This window comes from Holdemanella sp. DFI.5.55 (assembly GCF_020593575.1).
GTDB lineage: Bacteria > Bacillota_I > Bacilli_A > Erysipelotrichales > Erysipelotrichaceae > Holdemanella > Holdemanella hominis.
In genome coordinates, this window is sequence record NZ_JAJDMK010000031.1 from 1 (window position 1) to 25,159 (window position 25,159).

The following is a 25,159-nucleotide window of genomic DNA, read 5'->3' on the forward strand; positions in this document are numbered from 1 at the left end:
CATTAGAATTTAAAATTTATCTATTTTATGAGTCCTTTTTCTTGACGTAGTACCACCGGTCCAATAAAAGACTTTAAAGATGATGTAAGATGTTGGCTTATTCATAATTTTTTCTGAGAATCGTACAAACTCATCTTTCGTCCAAAACTTCATCTCTTCAGAGTGACTCTTTCCCATTCCTCCGGCTTTTCTTACTGGATTTTCACTTAGTCCATACAGTTGAACTGCAAAATTGAAGATAGCGCTTAGTTGATTGTTGATAGTTTTCAAATACGTATCCTTATATCCTTTTGCTATCATTTCATTTTACCAAGATCTAACTTTTGCTGGAGTAATTTCATTCACTCTAAGATTCGCAAAATAAGGAAGGATTTTTAGATCAATAATAAAATGTTTTGTTCGGACCGTGTTTTCTTTTAGTCGACTTTTCATGTCGTCCATATAAATGTCGATGAAGTCAGAAAATAACATATTAAAATCTTTTTCTTGTTTCTTGATAAAATCATAAGCTGCTCTTTCTGCTTCTTTTTTTGTGTCAAATCCTCTACGTGTGGTTTTCTTATTGTTTCCAAAAGAATCTTTGTATCGAATTTGAATGTCCCATTTGTTAGTTATCGGATTCTTCTTCGCTGTTGCCATTTTGATCATCCTCCTTATTCACGTTTGACTCACTGAAATAAAGAATATCATTTAAATATTCAAAAGGAATTCTACCTCTAATAGTAAGCTTGTTCATTTTTTCTAGTTTTTCATTCGCTTCGTGAATGATTTTGTATGCTTTACTAATAGATACATCTAACATTTCAGCTACATCTCCTGCTCTTAATAAGATTTTCTTTGCCATTGATAATCACCTCGCTTTCTTATGTATTGATTAATATTTGGAACCCATCAGTGATTATCTTTTTATATATTTATATGAAAATCTTATATTCCATATTGTAAAGAGTTCTGTCGAAGTTGTTAACAATTATTTTATATATTTATATGATTTGCTTATATTTTATATATATACTTATTTTTATATGAAATTATGATATAATGATAAATAATACTTAAAAAGGTGGAAGACAATATGAGTTTCGGAAATAGATTACAACAATTAAGAAAAGATATGAACATGACACAAAAAGAGTTTGCTGATTTATTAGAAATTCCTCAGCCTTCTGTATCAGCCTATGAAAACAATAAGAACACACCTAACCAAGATATCCTCGTTACTATTGCAAAAAGATGTAATGTTTCATTGGATTGGTTATGCGAAATATCAAACAGTAAAAAATCAATCACATCCATGGATGATGTCATCGACTTTCTATTTGAATTACTAGAAACTAATGAACTAGGATTTGAAATTGAAGTAAATAGACGTCCTTATAATGATATAGAGACCGAAGATGATCGTTACTATGCACAACTAACAGTTTACGGAAATGACTCTTATTCCGAAAATGCTACATTAGTCGAAGCGATTAACGAAATCAAACAAGCCTACAATAAGCATAAGAACTATCTAATGGATGATTTATATTATCAAAATCAAAAAAAATATATCAAAGAAAAATATCAAGCTACTTTAACAAAAGAAAAGCTTCCTGAATTATCTCTAGAAGAGCAATCCAAGAAGCAATTAGAATATCTACAAAATGTAATGCAACGTAATAAAGAAAAAATTGAATTAGATAGAAAAAAGCGTGAAGAAAAATAACAATAAATAGGAGAAATAAAATGGCTGACTTTAACAAACTTTTTAAAGATTCTTTATCAAAAGTAGGAGAATTAACAAAAAATGTAGATTTAAACGAATTAGCTTCTAAATCAAGCGAACTAGTGAAAAGCTCTACAAAAACTATTGCAGATACTGCTGGAAGTGTAATAAATGCTTCTGTAGAAAAAACACAAGAGCTAGCAAGTTTGGCATCAGATAAAATTTCAGAAATAGAGATCACTCCACAAGATGTATTGGTACGTGCTTTACATGTTCCAGGAGTTAAGATTGAAAGAAGTGAATTCTTGTTTAAAGAATTAATTAAATATTATCCAGAAGAACAAGTATTAAAAGCTATTTCTTCCAATCCAGCATCTATGGGCATACCAAGAGAAAAAATTAACGAAATAGCAGATCAAGTCATAGAATATGAAACAAACAAAGTTTCCGCTATTTCTTTTGCAGCAGGAATTCCTGGGGGATTTGCAATGGCTGCAACAATACCTGCAGATGTCGCTCAATATTTTGGTTTCCTTTTACGTGTAATGCAAAAATTAGCATATTTATATGGATTCCAAGAGTTTGAATTGAGTGAAAATAACATCAGCGATGAAACGATGAATCAATTACTTATTTTTCTAGGTGTCATGTTTGGTGTTAATGGAGCAAATCAAGGTGTCAAGATTATTGCAGAAACTGCAGGAAATAAAGTGTCGAAAACTTTAGCACAAAAAGCTTTAACTAAGACAACTTTATATCCAATTGTAAAAAAAGTAGCGACAACACTTGGATTTAAAATGACAAAAGATGTATTTGCTAAAGGTGTATCCAAAGTTGTTCCTGTTGTAGGTGGTGCGGTTAGTGGAGGATTAACATATCTTACCTTCAAGCCTTGCGCAATCAAGCTAAAAGATAACTTCAAATCATTAAATCTATCAGATCCTGAATTTTATAATTCTCTAACATTAGAACTAGAAAATTAGAATAAAAATAAATTTTAAAAGTATAAAAAAACATATTCTACATTACTCTTTACAGTAGTATACACAAATAGTATGTACTCAAAATGTACCCAACGGTATCAACAAGCACAAAAAAAGCCTTTATTTAAAGGCTTTTTTTGTTATCTGTATTGTCATTTAACAAATCCCGTTAGCGTCTTTTTAGCAAACTCCATTAGCCTCCGCACACTTTCTTTTCCATGTCGTATCGACTGTCGTAAACGAGATTCGTTGACAGGATTCGTTACGAGATTTAGAGAGGGGGTGTGGGGGAGAGATTTCTTTAAAAGTATTGATTTTACAAGGTTTTTTAAGATATTCGTTAACAGGATTCGTAAAAAAAGACCCTAAGGATTTTCATCCCTAAGGTCTGATATTACTTCTGTATTTTTTTCTCATCTGCCATTCTTCCCACGCTAACGACTTTTGTTAAAAAGAGGATAACGCAGGTTGTTAAGTGACATGTATACTATTCAAACTCGATTGTTCCAGGAGGCTTACTAGTAAGGTCATACATTACACGGTTAACCCCACGAACCTCATTGATAATACGAGACATAACTTTATTTAATACTTCATATGGAATCTGAGCTGATTCTGCAGTCATAAAGTCAATTGTATTAACAGCACGTAAAGCGATGGCATAATCATATGTTCTTTCATCACCCATAACACCTACTGAACGCATGTTTGTCAATGCTGCAAAGTATTGACCGATTGAACGGTCTAATCCAGCATTTGCGATTTCTTCACGATAGATAGCATCTGCATCTTGGACGATTTTTACTTTTTCTTCAGTTACTTCACCAATGATACGAATTCCTAAACCAGGTCCTGGGAATGGTTGTCTGAATACCAAGTATTCAGGAATACCTAATTCTAAACCGGCTTTACGAACTTCATCCTTGAATAAGTCACGTAATGGTTCAATGATTTCTTTGAAATCTACGTGATCAGGAAGTCCACCAACATTGTGGTGAGATTTAATTACAGCAGATTCTCCACCTAAACCACTCTCAACAACATCTGGATAAATCGTTCCCTGAACTAAGAAATCAACTTTTCCAATTTTCTTAGCCTCTTCTTCAAATACACGAATGAATTCTTCACCAATGATCTTACGTTTTGCTTCTGGTTCTTCAACACCCTTTAGCTTTTCATAATATCTTTGTTGCGCATTTACACGAATGAAGTTTAATTCATATGGACCTTCTGGGCCAAATACAGCTTCTACTTCATCCCCTTCGTTTTTACGAAGTAAACCATGATCAACAAATACACATGTCAATTGATTACCAATTGCTTTTGATAATAATACAGCTGCAACAGAAGAGTCTACTCCACCACTAAGGGCACATAAAACTTTTCCATCTCCAACCTTTTCACGAATAGCCTTAATTTGTTCTTCAACAAAGTTATCCATTCTCCAATCACCACAGCATCCACAAACACCACGAACGAAGTTATATAACATTTTTGACCCTTCTTGTGTATGTAATACTTCTGGATGGAACTGAATTGCATATAATCCTTTTTCTGCATTTTCACTTGATGCACAAGGACAGTTATCTGTATGAGACGTAATTTCAAAACCAGGTGCTACCTGTGAAATATAGTCAAAGTGTGACATCCAGCAAATTGTTTTTTCTGATACCCCCTCAAAGATTTTAGAAGAAGTCTTATCCACAAGAACCTCTGTCTTACCATATTCACGGTGATCCGCTTTTTCTACTTTTCCACCCAATACATGCATCATCAATTGTGCGCCATAGCAAAGACCAAGAACTGGGATACCCAATTCAAATAATTCCTTTGAATATGTAGGTGAATCTGCCTCATAACAACTATTTGGTCCTCCAGTTAAGATAATTCCCTTTGGATTCATAGCTTTGATTTTTTCTAAATCTGTTTTATATGAATAAATTTCACAATATACATTGCACTCACGAACACGACGTGCAACCAACTGATTATATTGTCCTCCAAAATCAAGAACAATGACTAATTCTTTTTTCATTACGTCCTCCTATTAATTTCTCAAAAATATTATAAAGTAGCAACCAATTATTTACAACGCTTTAAATAATCAATTATTTCATTTAAATCCTTACAAGATTCTTGGATATACTCCTTCATTTCGTCATCTGGCGCAATCTGATCTTGAATAAAAATGGATTGCATCTTCGCATTGGCTGCTGCCATAATTCCATGCTTACTATCCTCTAACACTAAACAGTTTTCTGGCTTTACATCTAATCTTTCAGCTGCTGCCAAGAAAACATCTGGAGCCGGCTTTGAGTTATATCCCTCTTTAGAAGATACAATCACATTGGGACTTAACACAAAGCCTGCATGCGACAAGAACTTTTTAATAGCCTGCGGATGTGAACTTGAAGCCACCGCATAAGGAATCTTATTCTCTTCAATATACTCAATTAAATTCTGTAATCCAACCATATTGGCACTACCAGGCTCTTTAAAATATGTAAAGAAATAATCCACACGCTCTTCCTGAATTTCTTCCATAACTCTTGTCACACCTGGATACATCATTTCAAACTCTGCAACCTTTCTTGAATCACAACCAATTAAAGGTTCCGGAAAATAGTCTGGACAAGAAACGCCTAATTCTTTAGCCTTCTCTTTGAACTCATCCTTAAACATCTTTTCCGTATTAAACATCAAACCATCCATATCAAAGATGACTGCTTTAATTTGTGGCTTTCTAAAATATTCAATCAAACATTGCGTGCCTAAATCACTCATACCACGATCCATTAGATCCACATATTCTTTGATGACACGATTTACACCATACAAAGGAAAATTGGCCTCTTGTACTGCAATTTTTAAATCCTTCACAAAATGCTTCACATAAAAACCAGGCGCATAATCATTCTCTAACATCTTCTTACCTTGGAATTCCAATTGTTTAGATCCAGCAGCACCATTACGCAAGAAGCGATACACGAAAGATTCATCCACATCTTTACAATTCAAATACGACATGGCCTCACAAATACCTTGTAACGTGTTCGCAATCATGATTTGGTTCGCCATCTTGACATGTTGACCACAACAAGCCTTGCCACAATACTCAATTTGTGTTCCAAACGCTTCAAAGATTTCTTTATTTGTTTCAAAATCCTCTTTGTCTGCACCAACCAAAACAGTTAGAGTACCATTTTTCGCTCCCGTATCTCCACCAGTCACTGGCGCATCCACTACATGAACACCCAATTCTTTTCCTTTTGTATACAATTCTTTAGCTAACTTTGGACTTGAAGTCGTAAAATCAATACAAGTTTTACCCGCTTCAATACAACTAAAAATCACATCATATACTTCTTTAACATCACTAGGAAAACCGACCATTGTACAAATCACATCTACATTGGATGTCAAAGACTCAATCGATTCTTCTAAAATGGCACCTGCATTTTTAGCTTGTTCTACCCTTTCTGGATGTCTTGCGTACACATGCACTTCATAACCCTTATTCAATAAATGAATAACCATTGGCTGACCCATAATGCCAGCACCAATCCAACCTATTTTTCTCATTTCACTTTCTTCCCTTCACTAATATTGGAGCGGATTGCACCGCAATAAATTTCACAACTTCAAACATAAACTTAATTTCTTCTGCATTCAATTGACGAATCTCCTTAATTCCAGACAATGCCTGTTTAAATGAAAATTCAGTTAAATCCGCAATCGTATAAATTTCCATACGATCAAATAATTCTCCAATCAAATGACAATAACGCTCTTTTTCTTCCAGTGGACGATCCATCAATAACTTATTTGCATATTCCAATAAATCATCACTCTCTTTTGTGAGTGCATCACAATAATTAAAGTCTTTTATATCCACACTCCACATAAGCGTATCATGCTGAACTAGGCCAGAACCTTGAGCATCCATGACTTTTGTTTGTTCTCTATGATCTAAAACACGACCCACAATACTATCCTTAGGAATATAGTTTGTAATCTTAGACACATCCTCATCACCTTGCCAAAAACCATCCGCAAAGCCAGGCCCATCAAAACTTTTCACACCCTTAATATATCCCTGTAGTTTTGGATTTTTTAAATAGGCATACATCGCCAGATTTCCACCCTTCGAATGCCCCGTCAAATACATCTTTGGATAGACTTTTTTCTTTTTTAATCCAAACAAAGAACTCGTTTCAGGAATATCCGCAATAGTTTCTTTGACATAATCCCTCGCCAGGATTTGACAAGGAAGATCCTTGCTATAGGTCATCATTAAATTTTCTTTCCATCCCGTAATACTACCATCCGTACCACTAAAAGAAATAACGAAAGATCCATCTGGCAACACAAGTGTTACCACACTAAATTGAATCACATCTTCATCGCTATAGACTTTTTTATAGTTCTTTAACTTTATATTTCCATAACGAATCGTATCTTGCAACGCATCAATTAAATGTGGAAGATTCATTGAAAATGTATACTTACTTTTTAATTCCTCTTCACTATATAAAGAAAGATATTTACGACATGCTACCTCTAAAGAAACCTCGTCCTTTTCCACAATGCCATCCCAATCCACATAAGATAGATCGGCACATACTAACATATCCACCTCATTAAAGGGACGAACAGAAAAGTCGATATCTCTTCTTAAACGTACATAATTTAATAAGTTTTCCATAGTCAACCTCACTACAACGATTTTACAATATACAAAAGGATTAGCCAAATGACTAACCCAATTTTTTCGATAATTTTACATAATGATCTGCATTTGAAAGAATGTCAGAAACCTGAGATTCTGAAGTCTTTTTAATGATTTTAGCCGGTACTCCAACCACAACACTCTTTTGTGGAATCACCATATTTTCAGGCACAACACAACCAGCACCGATGATACTATGCTTTCCTATATGAGCTCCATTTAAGATAATAGCACCCATACCAATAAGCACCTCATCCTCAATCGTACAACCATGCACAATAGCCCCATGACCAATCGTGACACGATTACCAATTTTTAATGGATAACCACAATCCGTATGCAAAACACACTGATCTTGAATATTGGTTTCCTGTCCAATTTCAATCGTTTCTTCTTCACTACGAATCACAGCGTTATACCAAACACTTGAACCTTCACCAATTGAAACATTACCCAAGATAGTTGCATTACTTGCACACAAAAAATCCTTTTTAACCTCATCCAGTCTCTTACAAAGCCAAACCACACCATGCCACGCATCAAATTTTATACCACAAGAAGGCAATGCCCCATACATAGTAAAGCCATGCTTTTTATGAAAAGCTATACTTTCTTCATTCGAATCTGTAATACATGAAATGATCCAACGTATGTTTAATTTTCTACAATCCGCTTCAAGCTGATCTAGCATTTTTGAAGGCAAGCCATAATGTTTTCCTTCTTTAAAATAAATAGTAAGTTCTATACAATACTTATACGCCTCTTTAGAAAAAGCAGGGTGCACATAGCCATAACCAATTAAAACATCATTATTAAATGCGACATAAAATGGATTTGTCTTTGAAATTTCCACCATATGTTCTTTAAATACATCAAAAGAATCTGGCACAACATCAAATATAGCTGTACTTGTCTTTACATAATATACATAGATTGGATATATACTTTCTAAATCTTTTTCTTGAAGTAAACGTAACTCTTGCATAAAACCTCCTATTGAATTTCTAAACTTGAATCGGCTGTTAAACTTGCATCTCCTCTTCTTCCAGAAAGATAGGCGATGGTTCCTGCAACACCAATCATACTTGCATTGTCTGTACAACAATACATTGGAGGCACTGTAAACTCAACTTCTGGATATTCATTTCTTAATTCTTCTACTTTTTCACGAAGTCTTGAGTTAGCACTTACTCCACCACCTACAACGAAATGGCGAATATCTTTATGATCATCAAGTACAGCTCTTACTCGAGAGAAAATTTCATCCAATGCACATTCCTGGAATGAACAAGCCAAATCTGCCATATCAAATGTCTTGCCTTGTCTTTCCATACGCTTTGTAAATTGTAGAACACTACTCTTCAATCCAGAAAAACTAAAATCATAACGACCTTGTGTCTTCGGTTTTGCCAGTTCATATACCGGCTTACCTTCTTTTGCCAATTTATCAATTTTAGGACCACCAGGATATCCAAGACCCAACACACGAGCCACTTTGTCAAAGGCTTCTCCAATCGCATCATCCTGTGTTTCTCCTAAGATTTCAAAACTTGTTTCATCCTTCATATAAACAAGTTCTGTATTTCCACCAGAAACAACAAGTGCCAACACAGGATATTTCATATCCACCACTAATTCATTGGCATAAATATGCCCTGCCAAATGATGCACAGGAACTAATGGTTTGTGGTAGGCAAAAGCCAAAGTCTTGGCAGCTTGCACACCAACGTGTAAACATCCAATTAAGCCAGGACCTTGCGTAACAGCAACCGCATCCACATCTTCCATAGTGATATTGGCATCCTTCAATGCTTTTTCAATACAATACGAAATATTTTCTACATGAATACGACTCGCAACTTCGGGTACGACCCCACCAAATTCTGTATGCACATCAATTTGACTTGCGACCACACTCGATAGTACTTCCTTTTTATCTTTGACAACCGCAACGGCTGTTTCATCACAACTACTTTCAATTCCGATAATAATCATACAATCCTCCTACAATGCCAATGTCATCACAATAGCATCTTCTCCATCCGGATAATAATTCTTAGATACATTGACTTGAATAAAGCCCATTTTTTGATATAAGTTCAAGGCTGCCTCATTACTAGCACGAACCTCTAATGTCATATATTCACAAGCTGCTTCTCGAGCTCGATCAAATAAATGCATCATCAATTCTTTACCATATCCTCTTTTTCTTAAGTCAGGATCGACTCCAATACGAGCTAGCTGCGCCATTTCAAATGTTTCCCATAAAAAGGCGTAGCCAACAATGGTATCTCCATCTTCTAAGATCCAACCATGAGAAAAGGGATTCTCATTCAATTCATATAAACAATCTTTTTCTAGCCAAGGTTGTTTAAAACAAGCTTGTTCAAGTTCTAAAACACGAGCAAGATCCGTGTCTTTCATTTCTTTAAAAATCATGCTTTATAAGCATCACTTTCTTTTAAATATTGAGGAACTAAAGCATGTACATTTTCAATTGTACGACTTGGTACCTCCATAAAATTCTTCAAGAAATCACAACTTGCAGCTTCTTGATTCACCAAATAACCATCTCCATATAATGTTCCAGGATGTTCATTTAAGAAATCTTCCAATTGATCGACTTCTAAAATTTGTGTTTCACCAACAACAACAACACCCTTTTCTAAATGTGCTACATACGCTCTTTTACTACGTGCATCCAAAATAACATTGGCACTTTCATCCATGCCCGCAAACAACTGCATTGTACTAATACACTTTAATGTTTTATGCATTTGTGTACAAAATACTTTCGCAATTGTCATCGCAATACGAATACCTGTATAAGAACCCGGACCATCTGTAATGATTACTTCATCTACGTCTTTGTAGTCTAAACCTGTTTTTTCAAACAATTGATTTAATTCCACAAAAATCGTTTCACTTTGTTTCTTGAACGCTTCAATAGATACACCATCAATCAATGTTCCATCTTTATATAAACCTAACACTAATGCTTTATAAGCACTATCCATACATAAACTAATCATGATATGCCTCCACAATACTTTTTGATACAGGACCCGTATATTCTAATGTCACTGTACGATTTTCATCGATACCTTCTTCAAAAGAAATTTTGATATGATCTTGTGGCAATTGATCTTCAATAAATTCAGACCATTCTACTACAGTAATTCCTTCATCAAAACAATCTTCAAAACCTAAGTCCTGACATTTTCCTTCCAAACGATACGCATCAATATGATGGAAAGGGACTCCACCTTCTTGTTTATAATCCTTTAAGATTGTGAAGGTTGGTGAATTAATCACATTCTTTACACCCAAAGCTTTCCCGAAACTTTTTGTCCAAGTCGTTTTACCTGCACCCAAATCTCCATCTAATGTAATGACTAATTGTTTATTTCCGCAAAGATCTGCCATTTTAGTGGCAAATTCCTGTGTTTCTTGTAAACTATGAATTTCTATTTTCATGTAATCCTCCAAGTTTTGTTTGTATCTCATAAAGTGGTTTCCACTTTTTTTGAGTGGTTTCCACTTTTTTGAGTGGTTTCCACTTTTTTTGAGTGGTTTCCACTTTTTTGAGTGGTTTTCACTTTAATACTCCTTTATTTCATAAAATACACTATTCTTAATTCTAGTTTTTTTCAACAGATTTTTATCAAATAATCTTTTTAGAGCCTTATTAGCCCCTGATATGGATGAAATATTAGTCAACTTTATAACATCTTTAGATGTAATTTTCTTATTATTCTTTAAATATTCTAATATTTCTCTATCTGTTTTATTCAAATCTTCATCTGATTCCAAAGATGAAATCAAAGATACTCCATACTTTTCATTTATGCTATAGGTTGTCCATCTACCATTTTGGTTTACTACCAACATTTCTTTTTTTACTAAATCAGATAAATATTTACCAACTTCAACAACATGTGTGTTAAGCAATAATTGTATTTTCTCATTTGTAATTTCCTTATCCATATAAGTAATGCTTAAAATCATTTGTTCTTCTGCTTCTAACAAGAAATAATCCTCTTTAAATATTTGCGATAAATATTCTGTTATCTCTTGAGGCAATAAACTTATCATATGTAAATGCAATTCAACACATGATAAGTTTTCATTTTCTAAAAGTTCTGGTTTTCTCCAATTTTCGGCTTTCCACGTCTTTAAAATCATAGGGAATCCAGAACCAATATTCTCACCATATCCAATCATCCTCAGCATTGTTTGTATTTTAGGATTTCTCGCAACTGAATTTCCACCTTCATAAATTTCTTCAATAGATATTTTTAATCTACCTGGATTAGAAAAAATAAATTCATTATTTTTTTTAATTATCTTTAAAATTCCAGCTTGATGATAATCACAGTGAATAATACTATTCATCATTGCTTCTCGTATAGAGGCATGTACTACTGTATCATCTTTCCGTTGAAAACCTTCCAAAACAAAAGGTCGTTTTAAATCAGATACTAACTTAGGTAATACTATCTTAATAAAATTGTAAATGTTATTTTCCCATGTTCCATCATATGTCAAACGATCTGACCATCTTCTGTCTCCAAACAAATTCGTCATATCTAAAAAATCAAAGCGAAAATTCTCTAATCGTTCCCGTATAGAGAGGCCTTTCCCAAACATCAATAATCCCGCTAACGTCAATCCTTCTTCTTTTGTCCCTCTGTTTACTGCATATCCGCCAAGACTTCTCAAAAAGTTTTTATTATCCAATGAATTCCATACATGATTGGGATTATGTACCTCAAATGCGTTCCTATACATCTGCAAAGTATCTCCATCAATATCTTCCATTGTATAGCCTGATAACAAGGTACCATCGCTCCCTTCATCGCTAGCATCTCGAAAGAATGATTTTATCTCACTTTCTGTACAATGATAATCTCCTTCATAATTTCTTTTATATGTTCCTTTCATAGGATTTCCGTTTATATAAACTGGTCTATGCTTGTAATCGGCACGAGGTACATGAATTATGACAACACTTTTGCCATCAATACATTCCTTACGAACATCTTTCTCCAACAAAATATTTGAACTTACTTTATCGCTTGAAATTGTATCCCAAAAATCTTTTATTATTTTTTCAGGACAATCTACTCCAACAATCTCAAAATGATTGTTTTTGGATTCATCAACCCCTAGATATATAGTTCCACCATTTGTGTTTGCAAAAGAAGAATATGTTTCCCATACAGATTTTGGTAAAGAATTTGACGCTTTTTTACATTCTACTTCTATACTCTCACCATATTGTAATTCATTCATTAGCTCATGTGGTTTCACGATTTTCCTCCTTTAGGATTTTGCTTCATCATACGATTCCTATGCACCATCGCCTTGATTTGTTTAATCTGCGCAAGACGATTTCGCACCTTCACTTCAGAACCCTGATCACTTGGTACATAATATTCTTTACCAACTAGAGCATCTGGAAGACATTGCATATCCGTCATGTGATATTCATAATCATGTGAATACTCATATCCTTTATTATAGCCTAACTCTTTCATTAACTTTGTTGGCGCATTACGAATGTGTAAAGGCACTGGCTGATCTAATGTTTTTAATGCGTCACTTTTCGCATTATTATAAGCCACTTCTAAAGCGTTTGATTTTGGAGCCAAAGCCAAATAGACAGCTGCATGCGTTAAATGTACATTGCATTCTGGAACACCCAAATAGTGACATGCCTGATAGGCTGCCACACAGATTTCTAAGGCCCTAGAATCGGCCATACCAATGTCTTCACTAGCCATACGAACGAGTCTTCTTGCGATATATAAAGGGTCTTCTCCAGCCTCTAACATACGTGCTAACCAATATACAGCGGCCTGTACATCGGAGTTTCGTACACTTTTATGTAGAGCAGAAATAATATTATAGTGTTCCTCCCCCTTTTTATCATACAATAACGACCTTTTTTGAAGGCATTGCTTCAAAATATCCTGTGAAACATGAATACCATCCAATTCACTTGGACTATTATAAACAACCATCTCTAATGTATTTAAACAAAAGCGGGCATCCCCACCTGAAAATGCGGCAATCGCCTCTATATCTTCATCCGTAATATGTATTTTTAAATTGCCTAATCCTTTTGAGCTGGAAATAGCACGAATAATCAAATCTTTTAAGTCATCCGTATTTAGACTGTTTAACACAAACACTCTACACCTAGATAAAAGGGCGGAATTGATCTCAAAACTAGGATTTTCTGTTGTAGCACCAATTAGAATGATACTTCCCTTTTCCACATAGGGTAAAAATGCATCTTGTTGCGCCTTATTAAAACGATGAATTTCATCTACGAATAATATTGTTTTTTGTCCCAAGGCCCTACGCGTATCGGCCTGTTTCATAACTTCCTTGATTTCTTTAATGCCACTAGTAACAGCTGAGAAATCCACAAAATAACTCTTTGTCTGATGGGCAATAATACGTGCCAATGTCGTTTTTCCTACTCCAGGTGGACCCCAGAAAATCATCGATGTCACCTGATCATGTTCAATCATTTGCCACAAAAGATTTCCCTTGGCAACAAGCTGTTTTTGTCCTACATATTCATCCAATGTTTCCGGACGCATACGATCGGCTAAAGGCCTTGTATCTTCTTGTATTGAAAATAGAGAATCTTGTTCCATATGTTTCCTCCGTATGTACTTTATTATACACCACACAAAAGAAAAAGTGTTTGACCTTAATCAAACACTCTTAAATTTCTACATAGCACTTTCAATTATTTCCACACATTTATCAATACCCAAAACACCACTGTCTAAACACAATTGATAGTTTTTAGCATCTGCCCATTTACGATCCGTGTAATATTTATAGTAAGCGATACGACGTTTATCTTTATCTTTGATTCGTTTGTCTGGTGCAAATTCATTTTGCCCATAAACCGATACAACGCGATTTTTGCGATATTCAAAATCCGCATGAATAAATACATTCAATACGTCTTTACGATCACGAAGAATATAGTCTGAACATCTTCCTACAATAACGCAGTTTCCTTTATCAGCTAACTCACAAATTACATTTCTTTGCGCAACATAGAGTTCGTCCGATAAGTTATATCCATAATTATTCCAAATAAAACCAAATGTACTTGTGCTTGATGCATCTTCCCCATTTTCTTCAATATACTCTTTCGCAAAGCCACTTTCTTGCGCAATTTGTTGCACAATTTCATAATCATAATAAGCATAGCCTAGTTTTTCAGCTAATTTCTTGGCAATGGTTCTTCCGCCACTTCCAAATTCACGTGTAATTGTAATTATCATAAGGGTACCTCCTAATATACAAAAATCGAGCCTTCTACAACTGGATTTATATCCCGTAAGAAGACTCGTTGTTGTAGACATTTTACCAAAATTATTAAGTTTTTGTAAGAATTATTATTTGTCTTTTCCTTAAAGTCATGATGCAGCATATTATATACACCATCACCTCACTTTTGTACACTGCACTATCTACTTCTATTTTAATTCAAAATAGGTTCGATGTAACGTAAAACATGAAAAAAGAATAGAATCTTTTGACCCTATTCTAAAGCATCACTAAATGCTGCACATACCATATATGGTGGAATACAAATTATATTATCTTTTCTTGCTAGATTCTTTGGATGAACAATATATGGTGTTGCGATTTTCTTACCAAATAAATCTTTAAATTTATCTAAAGACGTAGCTGAATAATTCTTTGAAGATTTTACTTCGATTGGAAATACTTTTAGATTTGTTTTACTCTCATTTGATAATAAGAAATCAATTTCAATATCATTTCTATGTTTTTCCTTATTATACTTTGTATAAAAATAAAGCTTTTTTCCCATAGAAGTAATCATTTGCGCAATCATATTTTCATACAACATACCTTTATTCAAAGATAATTTATCATTCATGATTTGTTGATACAATCTTGAAGAACTCAACTCATTTTCACTAAATGCCAAACTCACTAATAATCCTGTATCGCCCATGTAGCATTTCACATAAGAATCATCCTTATTTAACGCAAACCCTACATTTGGGTCTGTGCATTTATAACATAAATTACAAATCATAGAATCGTCTAGCCAAAATAAAGGCTCATCATACCTGTCAAAACTACGATTAGATTCTCCTAATTTAGATAAAACAACCCTTTTTTCGTGTGTGGATAAATATCCTGGAATATTTTCAAATAGGGCAGATACCCTTGAATTGTATCTTTTAGCCGCTTTCCTAATATCATCACGATAGAGTTCAAGAATATCTCTTTTTTCCACATCTGCCGCGTAAAAATCTTTATTCCCATTTTTATAAGCTTTTAATGCCTGTGGCATTCCCCCAACCAGCAAATATTCTTTAAATAAATACATAGCCTTCACATGCATTTTTTCATCTAAAGGCTTTTTCTTATCCCAACAATTTTTGATATATTCAAATAATAATTCCTCACCCATATAGATCATGAACTCTTCAAAATCTACAGGGTACATACGAATCTTTCTTTCCTCGGATGGCAATGTGATATTTTCAACATTTTCTTTAATTGAAATCAAAGAACCCGTTTCTAAATAATCATACCGACCATCTTCAACCAAATATTTAATGGCTTGTCTAGCTTGAGGAAATCTTTGTATTTCATCAAATATAATCAACGATTCTCTTTTAAATAATCGAACATTCATTTCCAAAGAAATAATTTGAAAAAAAGTATCTAAATCGTTTAAATTATCAAACGCTTTAATAATCGTCTTTGAAGCCTTGTTGAAATCAATTAAAACATAAGATTTGTATTCATTTCGACCAAACTCTTCTGCCACTGTAGATTTTCCAATACGCCGAGCTCCTTCAATCAACAATGCTTTGGATCCATTTGTTTCTTGTTTCCACCTCAAAAGTTTAGAGTAAATTTTTCTTTTTATTTCCATCGCGATATCTCCTTTATATAAAATATTATATACCACAGATACCGCAGTACGCAAAGTATTTTAGTAAGGAATATACAGCAGTGCGCAAAGTATTTTTATGAAAAATATACCGCAATGCGCAAAGTAATTAAAAAGAATAGAATCTTTCGACTCTATTCCTTAGCTCCATATTCTTCATAATATGCATCAATTCTTGATTTTAATTCAGGATCTAATTTATCTCCTAAATATTCAATTACTTCCGGCATTGACACGATTGCAGCTGTTGGGAAACCATATAATTCACTAACTTCCGTTAATGCAGTCTTTTCACCTTTTCCCTTTTCGTTACGATTTAAAGAAACCATCAATCCAACGATTTCAACATTTGCTGCACCACGAACCTTCGGCACTGTTTCTTCCATTGATTTTCCAGATGTCGTAACATCTTCAATCATAACAACGCGATCTCCATCTTGTAGTTTTGTTCCTAAGAAACTTCCCTTGTCAGCTCCATGATCTTTTTCTTCTTTACGATCTGAACAATAACGAACTTCCATTCCATATAAATTATCTAATGCGATTGTCGTCGCAACTGCCAATGGAATTCCCTTATATGCAGGTCCGAATAATACATCGAAGTCTTTACCATATTGATCAACGATTGCCTTTGCGTAATATTCACCTAATTTTTTTAACTGGTTACCTGTAACATATCCACCAGCATTCATAAAGAATGGGGATTTACGTCCTGATTTTAGTGTAAAATCACCAAATTTTAACACTTTAGATTCCAACATGAAATCAATAAACTCTTTTTTATATTGTTCCATTTTCTTGCCTCCACTTTTACAGAAATTCTATCATACTTCTGCACAATTTCCCATAATTGTATGATTTTTAAATGATAAATAGTATGGTAGTATAAAGCAGAGGTGATAGACAATGCAGGAAAATGTATTCTTTTTTCTGAAGACTAAAAATAGTGTTAAATATTTATACGATAATATCAGTGTTGAAGATGGACTTGCCCTCATGCGCAAGCACAAATATACGGCGATGCCCATTATTAATAAAGAAGGGGTTTATGTAGGAACCCTTACAGAGGGGGATTTTCTTTGGTACTTATTAGACCATCCTTCAATTCATAAAGAAGATCTAGAACAAATGGAGATTCGTGAATTAATTCGTGGAGACTTTACGCCACCAGTTCAAATCGATGTTCCAGTCGATCAATTGTTCGCTCAATCTTTGAAACAAAACTTCGTCCCCGTAGTTGATGATCGTCAAATTTTTATTGGTATTGTGACACGACAATCCATCATTCAATATTTAATGAATAATGCCGATAAATACATACAACAATAAAACAGCCGGATTTATTCTGGTTGTTTTCTTTATCACATTGAAAAAAGCCTTTAAATTGTGTATGATAATGGGTATTAATGAAGGAGTGATAGTTTCATGAATCCGGATGATTCAGTCCCGTTACAGTATAGTTTAGGAGGGTTAACATGAACCTTCCCATCTTAATTTTATTTACATTTATTCTAAACATCTTGTTTTCAATGACAAGCAGCATCGTTTCTACAAATAAAGAAATCGAAGATGAATCTTATAAATATCAAGCTACTTTAAAATGGTTATCTCTATGCATGGAAATATTTGGCATTGTGATGAGTGTAATCTATTTACAACCCATGATCCATACTCCATTACTTTATATAGTCGTACTTCTATTGGTGTATGCATATATTTTATTGAGTGATTTATTACCGAGAAAGTTTGCGAATGCACATTTAAATCAGTTTGAAAAATCATTTATGTCCATTGCGAAAGGTATTCAATCCTTATGTACACCATTTACTTTTTTCTTGCGTTTTGAAGTGGAAAAAGAACAGGAAGATTATTCCGAAGAAGATATTTATGAAGTTATCAACAGTGGCGGTGTTGAACCAAGTCAAAAAGAGTTTATCGAAAACCTATTTGAGTTCGATGATACACCCGTTGAAGAAATTTGTACGCATCGAAGTGAAGTTGTTTGTCTATATCTAAATGACGATAAAGAAACATGGAAAAAGACCATTCTAGAAAATCGTCACACATTATATCCTGTATGTGATGAGGATAATGATGATGTCGTAGGTATTCTAGATACACGTGATTATTTCCGTTTAGATTCGATTGAACAAGATAACGTCATCAATAAAGCGATGGATCAGCCTTTCTTTATTTCACAAAATATGAAGGCCGATGTTCTATTGAAGGAAATGAAAATTAAAAAAGTATACTTTGCGGTTTTACTTGATGAATATGGAGGAATGACCGGTATCGTGACTTTACATGATATTATTGAAACTCTTCTTGGTGAAATCCAAGAAGATGATGATATTGAAGAGCCAGATCCAATCCAACAAATAGATTCTGATCAATTTAGAATCTATGGCCAAGCTGACATTGAAGATGTCGAAAAAGCTTTAGGCATTTCATTAGAAGATGAGGATTGTGACACGTTTGGTGGATACATCCTAAATCATTATGGACAAATTCCTGATGAAGGTTCACATTTTAAAGTCAGTCTAGACTTAATGGATGTATATGTTAAGGAAGTAAAAAATCATCGTATCGGACAAACTATTGTACAAATAAAGCGAAAAGAGGAAGGAAAGCAAAATGAAAGCACTGAAAAACGCAATCGAGACTAGAGGACATTTTATTAATGATGAGGTATTAAAGGTTGATGCTTTTTTAAATCATCAAATCGACTGTTCTTTAGTAGATGAAATGGGGAATGAATTTTATGAACACTTTAAAAACAAAGGCATCACAAAAGTAGTAACCATTGAATCTAGCGGTATTGCCCCAGCTTATGCGACAGCCATTCGTTTGAATGTGCCATTGATTTTCATCAAGAAAACACAACCAAGCACAATGATCGATCCTGCTTTTGCGGAAGTCTTCTCTTTCACAAAGAATAAGACATATCCAATTTGTATTGAAAAAGAATACTTAAAAAAAGGCGATAAAGTATTATTCATTGATGACTTCTTGGCAAATGGTGAAGCATTCAAGGGAACGGAAAACTTAATTGCACAGGCACAAGCTGAAATCGTTGGTGTTGGCATGGTTATCGAAAAAGCTTTCCAAAAAGGACATGCATATATTACTGAAAAAGGATATGACCTTTTAGCGTTGGCATCTATTGCAGGTGTTAAGAATAAGAAAATTTCATGGGCTGATGAATAATCAGTCCATTTTTTTAAAAATTTTGGGGATTCTAATGAAAAATACATTCAAAAAACTATTTATTAGCTTTACCGTATTATCACTCACTGCATGTGGTTCAACTACAATGCAAGACAATACGTTTGCGGCTAAAGAAAACAAGGCCTTCACAAAATACACAAACCAATTGGTAGTTGAATATGCCGAAAACGACTATACAACGATGCACCAATTCTTTGAACATCCAGAAGACTATGGTATTGATATCAATAATGTAGATGTAAGTCTTGGTGAATTTTATACAGATAATACTGAAGAAATCAAAGAAGATCAAAAAGAATTAAACAAGTTTAATCGCAGTACTTTAGACAAAACGCAACAAACCATCTATGATGAATTGAAATATGAGAATGAATTGAGCTTAAAAGCTGAAAACAAGAAATTTCAATATCTAAATAATTGTTGGAGTACAATGAGCGGACTTCACCAAAGTTTGATTTCTGTTTTTTCTGAATACATTTTACGAAATGAAAAAGACATTCAAGATTTGATTACACTCATCAACGATGTGCCTCGCTACACAAACGATGTATTGGAATATACAAAAAAACAAGCAGATAAGAATACCTTACAGTTTGACTATGATTCTGTTACCCAAGATATTCAAGATGTGATCAATACTAAAGAGGATAGTTCAATCACAAGTGCATTATATAATGCGATTGACACTTTAAATCTAGATGAAGAAAAAACAACATCTTATAAAGCACAAGTCAAAGATGCCATGGACACAAGTTTCTTTCCTAGTTATCAGGCTATGTTAGATACATTGACCTCTCTTCAATATAACGTACAACCACTACAAGGGTTGTCGAACTATAAGAATGGTAAGAAATATTATGAAGTATTAGTTGAAAATGCGACAAGTTCTACCAACTCTATTTCCACAATTAAAGAGAATACGCAATCCGCAATCAATTCAGCTATCACTAAATTTCAGAAGCTATATAAAGGCAATCCAATGATTGCGTATGAACTCGATTCAGTTTCAACGGATTTTACAGATGTAAATCAAATTCTAGAAAGCCTTCAAAAAAACTATAAAAAGGATTTCCCAGAAGTAAAAACCATGAAATATGATTTAAAGGCACTGCCAGAAGATCAATCTGTCAGCGGAATTGTTGCCTACTTTATTACACCAGCCTTGGATTATTCACAAAACTATCAAATGCGCTACAACAAACGTGATTATGGTGATGATCCATCAAGTTTAACACTTTATCAAACATTAGCTCATGAAGGTATTGCCGGACATATGTATCAAGCCCAATACAACAAGGAACATTTAAAATACCCAATCCAATTCTTCTACAACAATCTAGGTATGTCAGAAGGATGGGCTACTTATATGGAAAGCATGTCTTTACATTATTTAGATAATAATAAAGATTTATTAGAAGCCTATAATTTGAATAACATTCTCACCAATCTATACATTGTCTTAATGGATATCAGCATCCATTATGATGGTATGTCCCTCAATGATTTCAAGAATGAATATGGCGATATGTTTGGTTCAGAAGGATTAGAAAGTATTTACAATCAATTGGCAGATAATCCAACTGTATTCTTATCTTACTATTATGGATATCTTCAAATCGTAGATTTAAAGAGTACAGCCAAATCTAGATTAAGATCTAAATTTGACAATGCAGACTTCCATAATGCCCTACTACAGTATGGTGAAGTCAACTTCAATATTGTCAAACAAAGCGTAAATGAATATATCAATGAAAACAGATAAAGCCTAAAAAGATGTTGGTCAAATTTCCAACATCTTTTACATTTTTCTAGGGGAATATTTAAATAAAATCACATTTTTCTATGGGAAATATGAAGATGAGTTTAAATTACACAATTTTTTGGCATGCTCAAAATCAAAAAATACCATAATTTCAAATATTAAATTATTTCACTTCTTTTTAAGCATGTTTTGGTTCAAAATTTTAAATTTTGACTCATTTTGACTTTGCTTCAATCGAAAAAGTGTCATTTTTTTAAATTATGATACTAAAAAAGAGAACCTTGAATCAAAGTTCTCTTCTTCACTAACTATTATAAATCAAATCCAAAATAACGAACGGCATTGTTGTAAGAGATACCCTTAACAATTTCAGTTAAGTTTTCTTTATCATAAGGATATTCTCCATTTTCAACCCATGTACCAATTAAGTTACACATGATACGGCGGAAATATTCATGTCTTGAATAAGACATGAAGCTTCTTGAATCTGTCAACATACCTAAGAAATTACCTAATAATCCTAGATTTGCCAAAGACGTCATTTGTTTTTCCATACCTGTTTTATTGTCGTTGAACCACCATGCAGATCCTTGTTGAATCTTTCCAATCGCATCACTATTTTGGAAACATCCAAGTACTGTACCGATCAATTCATCATCCCCAGGATTTAAACTGTAAAGAATTGTTTTTGGCAATCCACCATTTTCATTGATCGCATCCAACATATTTGTAAGTTGGTCTGCAGGTGCAAAGTTTGAAATACAATCATAACCCGTATCTGGTCCTAACTTATTATACATAGTTGTGTTGTTGTCACGTTTACATCCATAGTGCAACTGCATTACCCAACCTAAGCGTTTGTATTCTTTTGCGATGAACAGTAAGAATGCCGTCTTATATTGATCACATTCTAATGCTGTAACAGCTTCATGATTTAATCTTTTTTCAAAGATTTTTTCGATTTCTTCATCACTTGCTGGGGCATACATAACATAATCCAATCCGTGATCACTCACTAGACATCCCATTTCATTAAAGTATTCCATACGTTTGATGATTGCTTTTTTCATATCTTCGAAAGTATGAATTTCAATTTCAGAAACCGCAGCTAATTGGCTCATGTAGTCGGCAAATTCTGGTTTATTGATACGCATAGCTTTGTCTGGACGCCAAGCAGGAAGTACCTTTACATCAAAGGTTTCATCCGCTTTAATCACTTTATGCCAATGTAAATCATCAATCGGATCATCTGTAGTACATAATAATTTAACATTTGAGTTTTTAATTAAGTTACGCACACTCATATCATCTTGTTGTAATTTTTCATTGCACAAATTCCATACTTCTTCGGCTGTTTTACTATTTAAAACACCATGGTATCCAAAGTATCTTTGAAGCTCCAAGTGAGACCAGTGGAAAAGTGGATTTCCAATAGCTTTTTCAAGCGTTTCTGCCCACTTCTGGAATTTTTCACGATCTGGTGCATCTCCAGTAATATAGTATTCGTCCACTCCGTTTGAACGCATTTGACGCCATTTATAGTGGTCATCACCAAGCCATACTTGTGTGATATTTTCAAACTTACGATCTTCAGCAATTTCTTTTGGATCAATATGACAATGATAATCTACAATTGGCATCGTATTAGCAACATCAAAAAATAATTCTTTAGCGACTTCATTTGTCAATAAGAAGTCTTTATCCATAAATTGTTTCATTTAAAAATTCCTTCCTTCTAACTTACATATCCCATTAAACCAGGTAACCATAGACTTAATTGTGGTATAATATGTAACTAACATCAACACAACAATAATAGCGAAGAAATATGGTAACAAGTGTTTAAATACAGTTTCAATCTTAACGTCTCCGACTTTAGCACCAACAAACAGTGTCGTTCCTACTGGAGGAGTAATTGTTCCAATACACAAGTTGAAGATCAACATAATACCAAAGTGAATTGTATTCATACCTAATGCCGTGCATACTGGCAAGAAGATTGGCGTAAAGATCAATGTGGCTGGCGTCATATCCATGAATGTACCAACCACTAACAAGATAATGTTGATCATTAATAGAATGACATATTTATTGCTTGAAATTGATAATAATCCATTCGAAACCATTGTAGGAATGTTCGTGAAGGCCATAACCCAAGACATAATACTAGAAACACCAATCAAGAAAATAATGATACCTGTCATTTCCGCACTTGCTCTAAAGATTTCTGGTAAATCTTTCCATTTCATTGATTTGTATCCATAAACACAAGACACATAAGCGCTCCAAGTACTTTTTTAATCAACTTCACAGTAATCCTCCTAATGTTTAGAACTGTGTTGTATTTCGCTTCATAAATTTACATGGAATCTCCATTTTTTGTCGAACTGATTTTCCCGCAAGAACTTTAATAAGCGAATCAACCGCAATTTCACTTAATTCTTCTTGTGAATCAATAGAACTCATTTCCGGATTGCAACAAACACATAGTTCTGAGTTGTTGAATCCAACGACATTGACATCTTCAGGAATCGACTTATTGATTTGATGCACATATTTAAGTGCACCAACAGCCATCGCATCATCGCTGGCAATGACGGCATCAAAATCCAATCTTTTCTTTGCCAGTAAATCTCTTGCCTTCAATACGTTATTTGGCATAAACACCTTGTATTCTTCCTGCACCTTTAAACCATTATCAATCAGTACATCTTGATATCCCTCTAATTTTTTTGTTGTGCTGTACGAATTGGCATCATACAAAAACACAATTTTCTTCCTTCCAACTTCGATTAGATTACATACAGTATCATAAACCGCTTTATAATTATCTGTTAAAACACAATATACTCCCGGTACACGAACATAACCATTCATAAGTACCACCGGAACTTTTTGGGCAGCATCTTTAAGGTATTGAATATCATTCTGTCCGCAATCCCCTGCATAATGTGAACCAACTAATATCATCGCATCGATTCTACGATCCAATAATATTTTTACGGCTTCTACTTTTCCTTCATAGTCAAAGCCACTACACATCAAAATTGAGTCATATCCATATTTGCGTAAATTCTTTTCTAAATACGCAATGGCGCTTGCCATATAACGATCGGATACATCCGGACAAACGAGTCCAACTGTTTTTACTGAATTTAAGCCTAATCCGCGAGCAAACACATTCGTCGTGTAATCATACTCATTCCTGACGTCCCAGACTTTCTTTTTCGTCTTCTCTGAGACTTTAGGACTGTTATTAATTACTCGCGATACAGTCGCAATCGATACACCTGATAATTTGGCAATGTCATAAATATTCATCTTTGTTTTACTCCTCAACCCTATTCCAACACGCCAAGAATTGCAAGTACTTACATTTAACATTTAAAATATATACAGGTAGAAATGGTGCAAAAATTTATAAGATTCATTTTAACGACTTGGTAGCTGTTGCACCATGTCCTCTAGAAAAAGGGATTATATGTAATGTCGATGGACAAGAAATTACACTTATTGAAGATATTGCCCAAAGACATAAATTTACGTTGAAAGATATTAAAAAGGAGCAACCTATTATTAAATATGGATATCCTATTGGAATCGCGAAGGATATAAGGAAGTAGCTATCACATTAAGAGAGTCTATCAATGCCAATATCAACACCTGGTCCGCTATGTTGTATGATGGAAAAAATTACCATTTCTCAAATAAATACAAAATGCAGTGATGTTAGCATATAAATAGGACTAGTCAAAAAGAGAAAATTTACACCAGTGGT

General features: G+C 33.9%; 26 protein-coding genes. 7 read left to right on the top strand and 19 right to left on the bottom strand.

Going from position 1 to position 25,159, the window contains the following annotated elements; genetic code table 11:
• Nucleotides 1–9: 9 nt before the first annotated feature.
• From LJE08_RS07535 to LJE08_RS07545, 3 genes are read right to left on the bottom strand one after another with little or no spacing between them, the layout of a single operon-like run.
• Nucleotides 10–300: a hypothetical protein gene (locus LJE08_RS07535; protein WP_227402832.1), complete on the bottom strand. Its 291-nt coding sequence runs from the start codon at nucleotides 298–300 to the stop codon at nucleotides 10–12.
• Nucleotides 301–306: 6 nt separating this feature from the next.
• Nucleotides 307–639, bottom strand: coding sequence for an Arm DNA-binding domain-containing protein (locus tag LJE08_RS07540; protein ID WP_227402833.1), 333 nt, complete (start codon nucleotides 637–639; stop codon nucleotides 307–309).
• Nucleotides 608–844 carry a hypothetical protein gene (locus tag LJE08_RS07545; protein ID WP_054690474.1) on the bottom strand — a complete coding sequence of 79 codons (237 nt, stop codon included), beginning with the start codon at nucleotides 842–844 and terminating at the stop codon, nucleotides 608–610. The genes LJE08_RS07540 and LJE08_RS07545 overlap by 32 nt, the downstream gene beginning before the upstream one ends.
• Nucleotides 845–1,075: 231 nt before the next feature.
• Between LJE08_RS07545 and LJE08_RS07550 the strand changes: the two genes are divergently transcribed.
• Together LJE08_RS07550 and LJE08_RS07555 are read left to right on the top strand one after the other, a co-directional pair.
• Nucleotides 1,076–1,708: a helix-turn-helix domain-containing protein gene (locus LJE08_RS07550; protein ID WP_227402834.1), complete on the top strand. Its 633-nt coding sequence runs from the start codon at nucleotides 1,076–1,078 to the stop codon at nucleotides 1,706–1,708.
• A 20-nt stretch (nucleotides 1,709–1,728) separates the two neighbouring features.
• Entirely contained in the window at nucleotides 1,729–2,691 is a 963-nt protein-coding gene (locus LJE08_RS07555; RefSeq protein WP_227402835.1) for a hypothetical protein, read from the top strand.
• A 487-nt stretch (nucleotides 2,692–3,178) separates the two neighbouring features.
• Here LJE08_RS07555 and guaA read toward each other — a convergent pair whose 3' ends face one another.
• From guaA to pyrE, 13 genes are all read right to left on the bottom strand, one after another.
• Nucleotides 3,179–4,726: a glutamine-hydrolyzing GMP synthase gene (gene guaA, locus LJE08_RS07560; protein ID WP_117572157.1), complete on the bottom strand. Its 1,548-nt coding sequence runs from the start codon at nucleotides 4,724–4,726 to the stop codon at nucleotides 3,179–3,181.
• A gap of 47 nt (nucleotides 4,727–4,773) precedes the next feature.
• Nucleotides 4,774–6,273, bottom strand: coding sequence for an HAD-IA family hydrolase (locus tag LJE08_RS07565; protein WP_227402836.1), 1,500 nt, complete (start codon nucleotides 6,271–6,273; stop codon nucleotides 4,774–4,776).
• Nucleotide 6,274: 1 nt separating this feature from the next.
• On the bottom strand, nucleotides 6,275–7,396 hold the full coding sequence (locus tag LJE08_RS07570; RefSeq protein ID WP_227402837.1) for an Mbeg1-like protein: 1,122 nt from the start codon (nucleotides 7,394–7,396) through the stop codon (nucleotides 6,275–6,277).
• A 52-nt stretch (nucleotides 7,397–7,448) separates the two neighbouring features.
• Nucleotides 7,449–8,405 (bottom strand): GNAT family N-acetyltransferase, encoded by a 957-nt coding sequence (locus LJE08_RS07575; protein WP_227402838.1) that lies wholly within the window; start codon nucleotides 8,403–8,405, stop codon nucleotides 7,449–7,451.
• Between the two features lie 8 nt (nucleotides 8,406–8,413).
• Nucleotides 8,414–9,415 carry a tRNA (adenosine(37)-N6)-threonylcarbamoyltransferase complex transferase subunit TsaD gene (gene tsaD, locus LJE08_RS07580; protein WP_117925283.1) on the bottom strand — a complete coding sequence of 334 codons (1,002 nt, stop codon included), beginning with the start codon at nucleotides 9,413–9,415 and terminating at the stop codon, nucleotides 8,414–8,416.
• Between the two features lie 9 nt (nucleotides 9,416–9,424).
• Nucleotides 9,425–9,844 (bottom strand): ribosomal protein S18-alanine N-acetyltransferase, encoded by a 420-nt coding sequence (gene rimI, locus LJE08_RS07585; RefSeq protein WP_244975811.1) that lies wholly within the window; start codon nucleotides 9,842–9,844, stop codon nucleotides 9,425–9,427.
• Nucleotides 9,845–9,855: 11 nt separating this feature from the next.
• Nucleotides 9,856–10,452, bottom strand: a complete 597-nt coding sequence (gene tsaB / locus LJE08_RS07590) for a tRNA (adenosine(37)-N6)-threonylcarbamoyltransferase complex dimerization subunit type 1 TsaB (protein WP_227402839.1) — start codon at nucleotides 10,450–10,452, stop codon at nucleotides 9,856–9,858.
• Nucleotides 10,445–10,897: a tRNA (adenosine(37)-N6)-threonylcarbamoyltransferase complex ATPase subunit type 1 TsaE gene (gene tsaE / locus LJE08_RS07595; protein WP_227402840.1), complete on the bottom strand. Its 453-nt coding sequence runs from the start codon at nucleotides 10,895–10,897 to the stop codon at nucleotides 10,445–10,447. The genes tsaB and tsaE overlap by 8 nt, the downstream gene beginning before the upstream one ends.
• 123 nt (nucleotides 10,898–11,020) lie before the next feature.
• Nucleotides 11,021–12,733, bottom strand: a complete 1,713-nt coding sequence (locus LJE08_RS07600; RefSeq protein WP_186999294.1) for an RNA-binding domain-containing protein — start codon at nucleotides 12,731–12,733, stop codon at nucleotides 11,021–11,023.
• Nucleotides 12,730–14,091 carry a replication-associated recombination protein A gene (locus LJE08_RS07605; protein WP_227402841.1) on the bottom strand — a complete coding sequence of 454 codons (1,362 nt, stop codon included), beginning with the start codon at nucleotides 14,089–14,091 and terminating at the stop codon, nucleotides 12,730–12,732. The genes LJE08_RS07600 and LJE08_RS07605 overlap by 4 nt, the downstream gene beginning before the upstream one ends.
• A 78-nt stretch (nucleotides 14,092–14,169) precedes the next feature.
• Nucleotides 14,170–14,736 carry an AAA family ATPase gene (locus tag LJE08_RS07610; protein WP_117925294.1) on the bottom strand — a complete coding sequence of 189 codons (567 nt, stop codon included), beginning with the start codon at nucleotides 14,734–14,736 and terminating at the stop codon, nucleotides 14,170–14,172.
• A 260-nt stretch (nucleotides 14,737–14,996) separates the two neighbouring features.
• Nucleotides 14,997–16,373 (bottom strand): ATP-binding protein, encoded by a 1,377-nt coding sequence (locus LJE08_RS07615; protein ID WP_227402842.1) that lies wholly within the window; start codon nucleotides 16,371–16,373, stop codon nucleotides 14,997–14,999.
• 152 nt (nucleotides 16,374–16,525) lie between these two features.
• Nucleotides 16,526–17,185: an orotate phosphoribosyltransferase gene (pyrE, locus tag LJE08_RS07620; protein ID WP_117925298.1), complete on the bottom strand. Its 660-nt coding sequence runs from the start codon at nucleotides 17,183–17,185 to the stop codon at nucleotides 16,526–16,528.
• 112 nt (nucleotides 17,186–17,297) lie between these two features.
• Here pyrE and LJE08_RS07625 point away from each other — a divergent pair, with 112 nt between their 5' ends.
• From LJE08_RS07625 to LJE08_RS07640, 4 genes are all read left to right on the top strand, one after another.
• Nucleotides 17,298–17,720 (top strand): CBS domain-containing protein, encoded by a 423-nt coding sequence (locus tag LJE08_RS07625; protein ID WP_117925300.1) that lies wholly within the window; start codon nucleotides 17,298–17,300, stop codon nucleotides 17,718–17,720.
• A gap of 146 nt (nucleotides 17,721–17,866) precedes the next feature.
• On the top strand, nucleotides 17,867–19,057 hold the full coding sequence (locus tag LJE08_RS07630) for a hemolysin family protein (protein WP_217255845.1): 1,191 nt from the start codon (nucleotides 17,867–17,869) through the stop codon (nucleotides 19,055–19,057).
• Nucleotides 19,026–19,598: a xanthine phosphoribosyltransferase gene (locus LJE08_RS07635; RefSeq protein ID WP_217255844.1), complete on the top strand. Its 573-nt coding sequence runs from the start codon at nucleotides 19,026–19,028 to the stop codon at nucleotides 19,596–19,598. Before LJE08_RS07630 ends, LJE08_RS07635 begins: the two co-directional genes overlap by 32 nt.
• A 34-nt stretch (nucleotides 19,599–19,632) precedes the next feature.
• A complete protein-coding gene (locus LJE08_RS07640; protein ID WP_227402843.1) occupies nucleotides 19,633–21,381 on the top strand; it encodes a DUF885 family protein in 1,749 nt (582 codons plus the stop codon).
• A gap of 311 nt (nucleotides 21,382–21,692) precedes the next feature.
• Here the strand turns inward: LJE08_RS07640 and uxaC are convergent, their stop codons facing one another.
• Genes uxaC through LJE08_RS07655 form a run of 3 tightly spaced genes read right to left on the bottom strand, consistent with a single transcriptional unit; the run spans nucleotide 21,693 to nucleotide 24,702 of the window.
• Nucleotides 21,693–23,099, bottom strand: a complete 1,407-nt coding sequence (gene uxaC / locus LJE08_RS07645) for a glucuronate isomerase (protein WP_227402844.1) — start codon at nucleotides 23,097–23,099, stop codon at nucleotides 21,693–21,695.
• Nucleotides 23,100–23,657 carry an SLC13 family permease gene (locus tag LJE08_RS07650; protein WP_227402845.1) on the bottom strand — a complete coding sequence of 186 codons (558 nt, stop codon included), beginning with the start codon at nucleotides 23,655–23,657 and terminating at the stop codon, nucleotides 23,100–23,102.
• 52 nt (nucleotides 23,658–23,709) lie between these two features.
• Entirely contained in the window at nucleotides 23,710–24,702 is a 993-nt protein-coding gene (locus LJE08_RS07655) for a LacI family DNA-binding transcriptional regulator (protein WP_227402846.1), read from the bottom strand.
• A 2-nt stretch (nucleotides 24,703–24,704) separates the two neighbouring features.
• Between LJE08_RS07655 and LJE08_RS07660 the strand changes: the two genes are divergently transcribed.
• Nucleotides 24,705–25,004, top strand: coding sequence for a UxaA family hydrolase (locus LJE08_RS07660; protein ID WP_227402847.1), 300 nt, complete (start codon nucleotides 24,705–24,707; stop codon nucleotides 25,002–25,004).
• Nucleotides 25,005–25,159: the final 155 nt, after the last annotated feature.

Coding starts and splice junctions, on each gene's coding strand:
- LJE08_RS07535 (WP_227402832.1), bottom strand. CDS start 300: ATGATAGCAAAAGGATATAAGGATACGTATTTGAAAACTATCAACAAT.
- LJE08_RS07540 (WP_227402833.1), bottom strand. CDS start 639: ATGGCAACAGCGAAGAAGAATCCGATAACTAACAAATGGGACATTCAA.
- LJE08_RS07545 (WP_054690474.1), bottom strand. CDS start 844: ATGGCAAAGAAAATCTTATTAAGAGCAGGAGATGTAGCTGAAATGTTA.
- LJE08_RS07550 (WP_227402834.1), top strand. CDS start 1,076: ATGAGTTTCGGAAATAGATTACAACAATTAAGAAAAGATATGAACATG.
- LJE08_RS07555 (WP_227402835.1), top strand. CDS start 1,729: ATGGCTGACTTTAACAAACTTTTTAAAGATTCTTTATCAAAAGTAGGA.
- guaA (WP_117572157.1), bottom strand. CDS start 4,726: ATGAAAAAAGAATTAGTCATTGTTCTTGATTTTGGAGGACAATATAAT.
- LJE08_RS07565 (WP_227402836.1), bottom strand. CDS start 6,273: ATGAGAAAAATAGGTTGGATTGGTGCTGGCATTATGGGTCAGCCAATG.
- LJE08_RS07570 (WP_227402837.1), bottom strand. CDS start 7,396: ATGGAAAACTTATTAAATTATGTACGTTTAAGAAGAGATATCGACTTT.
- LJE08_RS07575 (WP_227402838.1), bottom strand. CDS start 8,405: ATGCAAGAGTTACGTTTACTTCAAGAAAAAGATTTAGAAAGTATATAT.
- tsaD (WP_117925283.1), bottom strand. CDS start 9,415: ATGATTATTATCGGAATTGAAAGTAGTTGTGATGAAACAGCCGTTGCG.
- rimI (WP_244975811.1), bottom strand. CDS start 9,844: ATGAAAGACACGGATCTTGCTCGTGTTTTAGAACTTGAACAAGCTTGT.
- tsaB (WP_227402839.1), bottom strand. CDS start 10,452: ATGATTAGTTTATGTATGGATAGTGCTTATAAAGCATTAGTGTTAGGT.
- tsaE (WP_227402840.1), bottom strand. CDS start 10,897: ATGAAAATAGAAATTCATAGTTTACAAGAAACACAGGAATTTGCCACT.
- LJE08_RS07605 (WP_227402841.1), bottom strand. CDS start 14,091: ATGGAACAAGATTCTCTATTTTCAATACAAGAAGATACAAGGCCTTTA.
- LJE08_RS07610 (WP_117925294.1), bottom strand. CDS start 14,736: ATGATAATTACAATTACACGTGAATTTGGAAGTGGCGGAAGAACCATT.
- LJE08_RS07615 (WP_227402842.1), bottom strand. CDS start 16,373: ATGGAAATAAAAAGAAAAATTTACTCTAAACTTTTGAGGTGGAAACAA.
- pyrE (WP_117925298.1), bottom strand. CDS start 17,185: ATGGAACAATATAAAAAAGAGTTTATTGATTTCATGTTGGAATCTAAA.
- LJE08_RS07625 (WP_117925300.1), top strand. CDS start 17,298: ATGCAGGAAAATGTATTCTTTTTTCTGAAGACTAAAAATAGTGTTAAA.
- LJE08_RS07630 (WP_217255845.1), top strand. CDS start 17,867: ATGAACCTTCCCATCTTAATTTTATTTACATTTATTCTAAACATCTTG.
- LJE08_RS07635 (WP_217255844.1), top strand. CDS start 19,026: ATGAAAGCACTGAAAAACGCAATCGAGACTAGAGGACATTTTATTAAT.
- LJE08_RS07640 (WP_227402843.1), top strand. CDS start 19,633: ATGAAAAATACATTCAAAAAACTATTTATTAGCTTTACCGTATTATCA.
- uxaC (WP_227402844.1), bottom strand. CDS start 23,099: ATGAAACAATTTATGGATAAAGACTTCTTATTGACAAATGAAGTCGCT.
- LJE08_RS07655 (WP_227402846.1), bottom strand. CDS start 24,702: ATGAATATTTATGACATTGCCAAATTATCAGGTGTATCGATTGCGACT.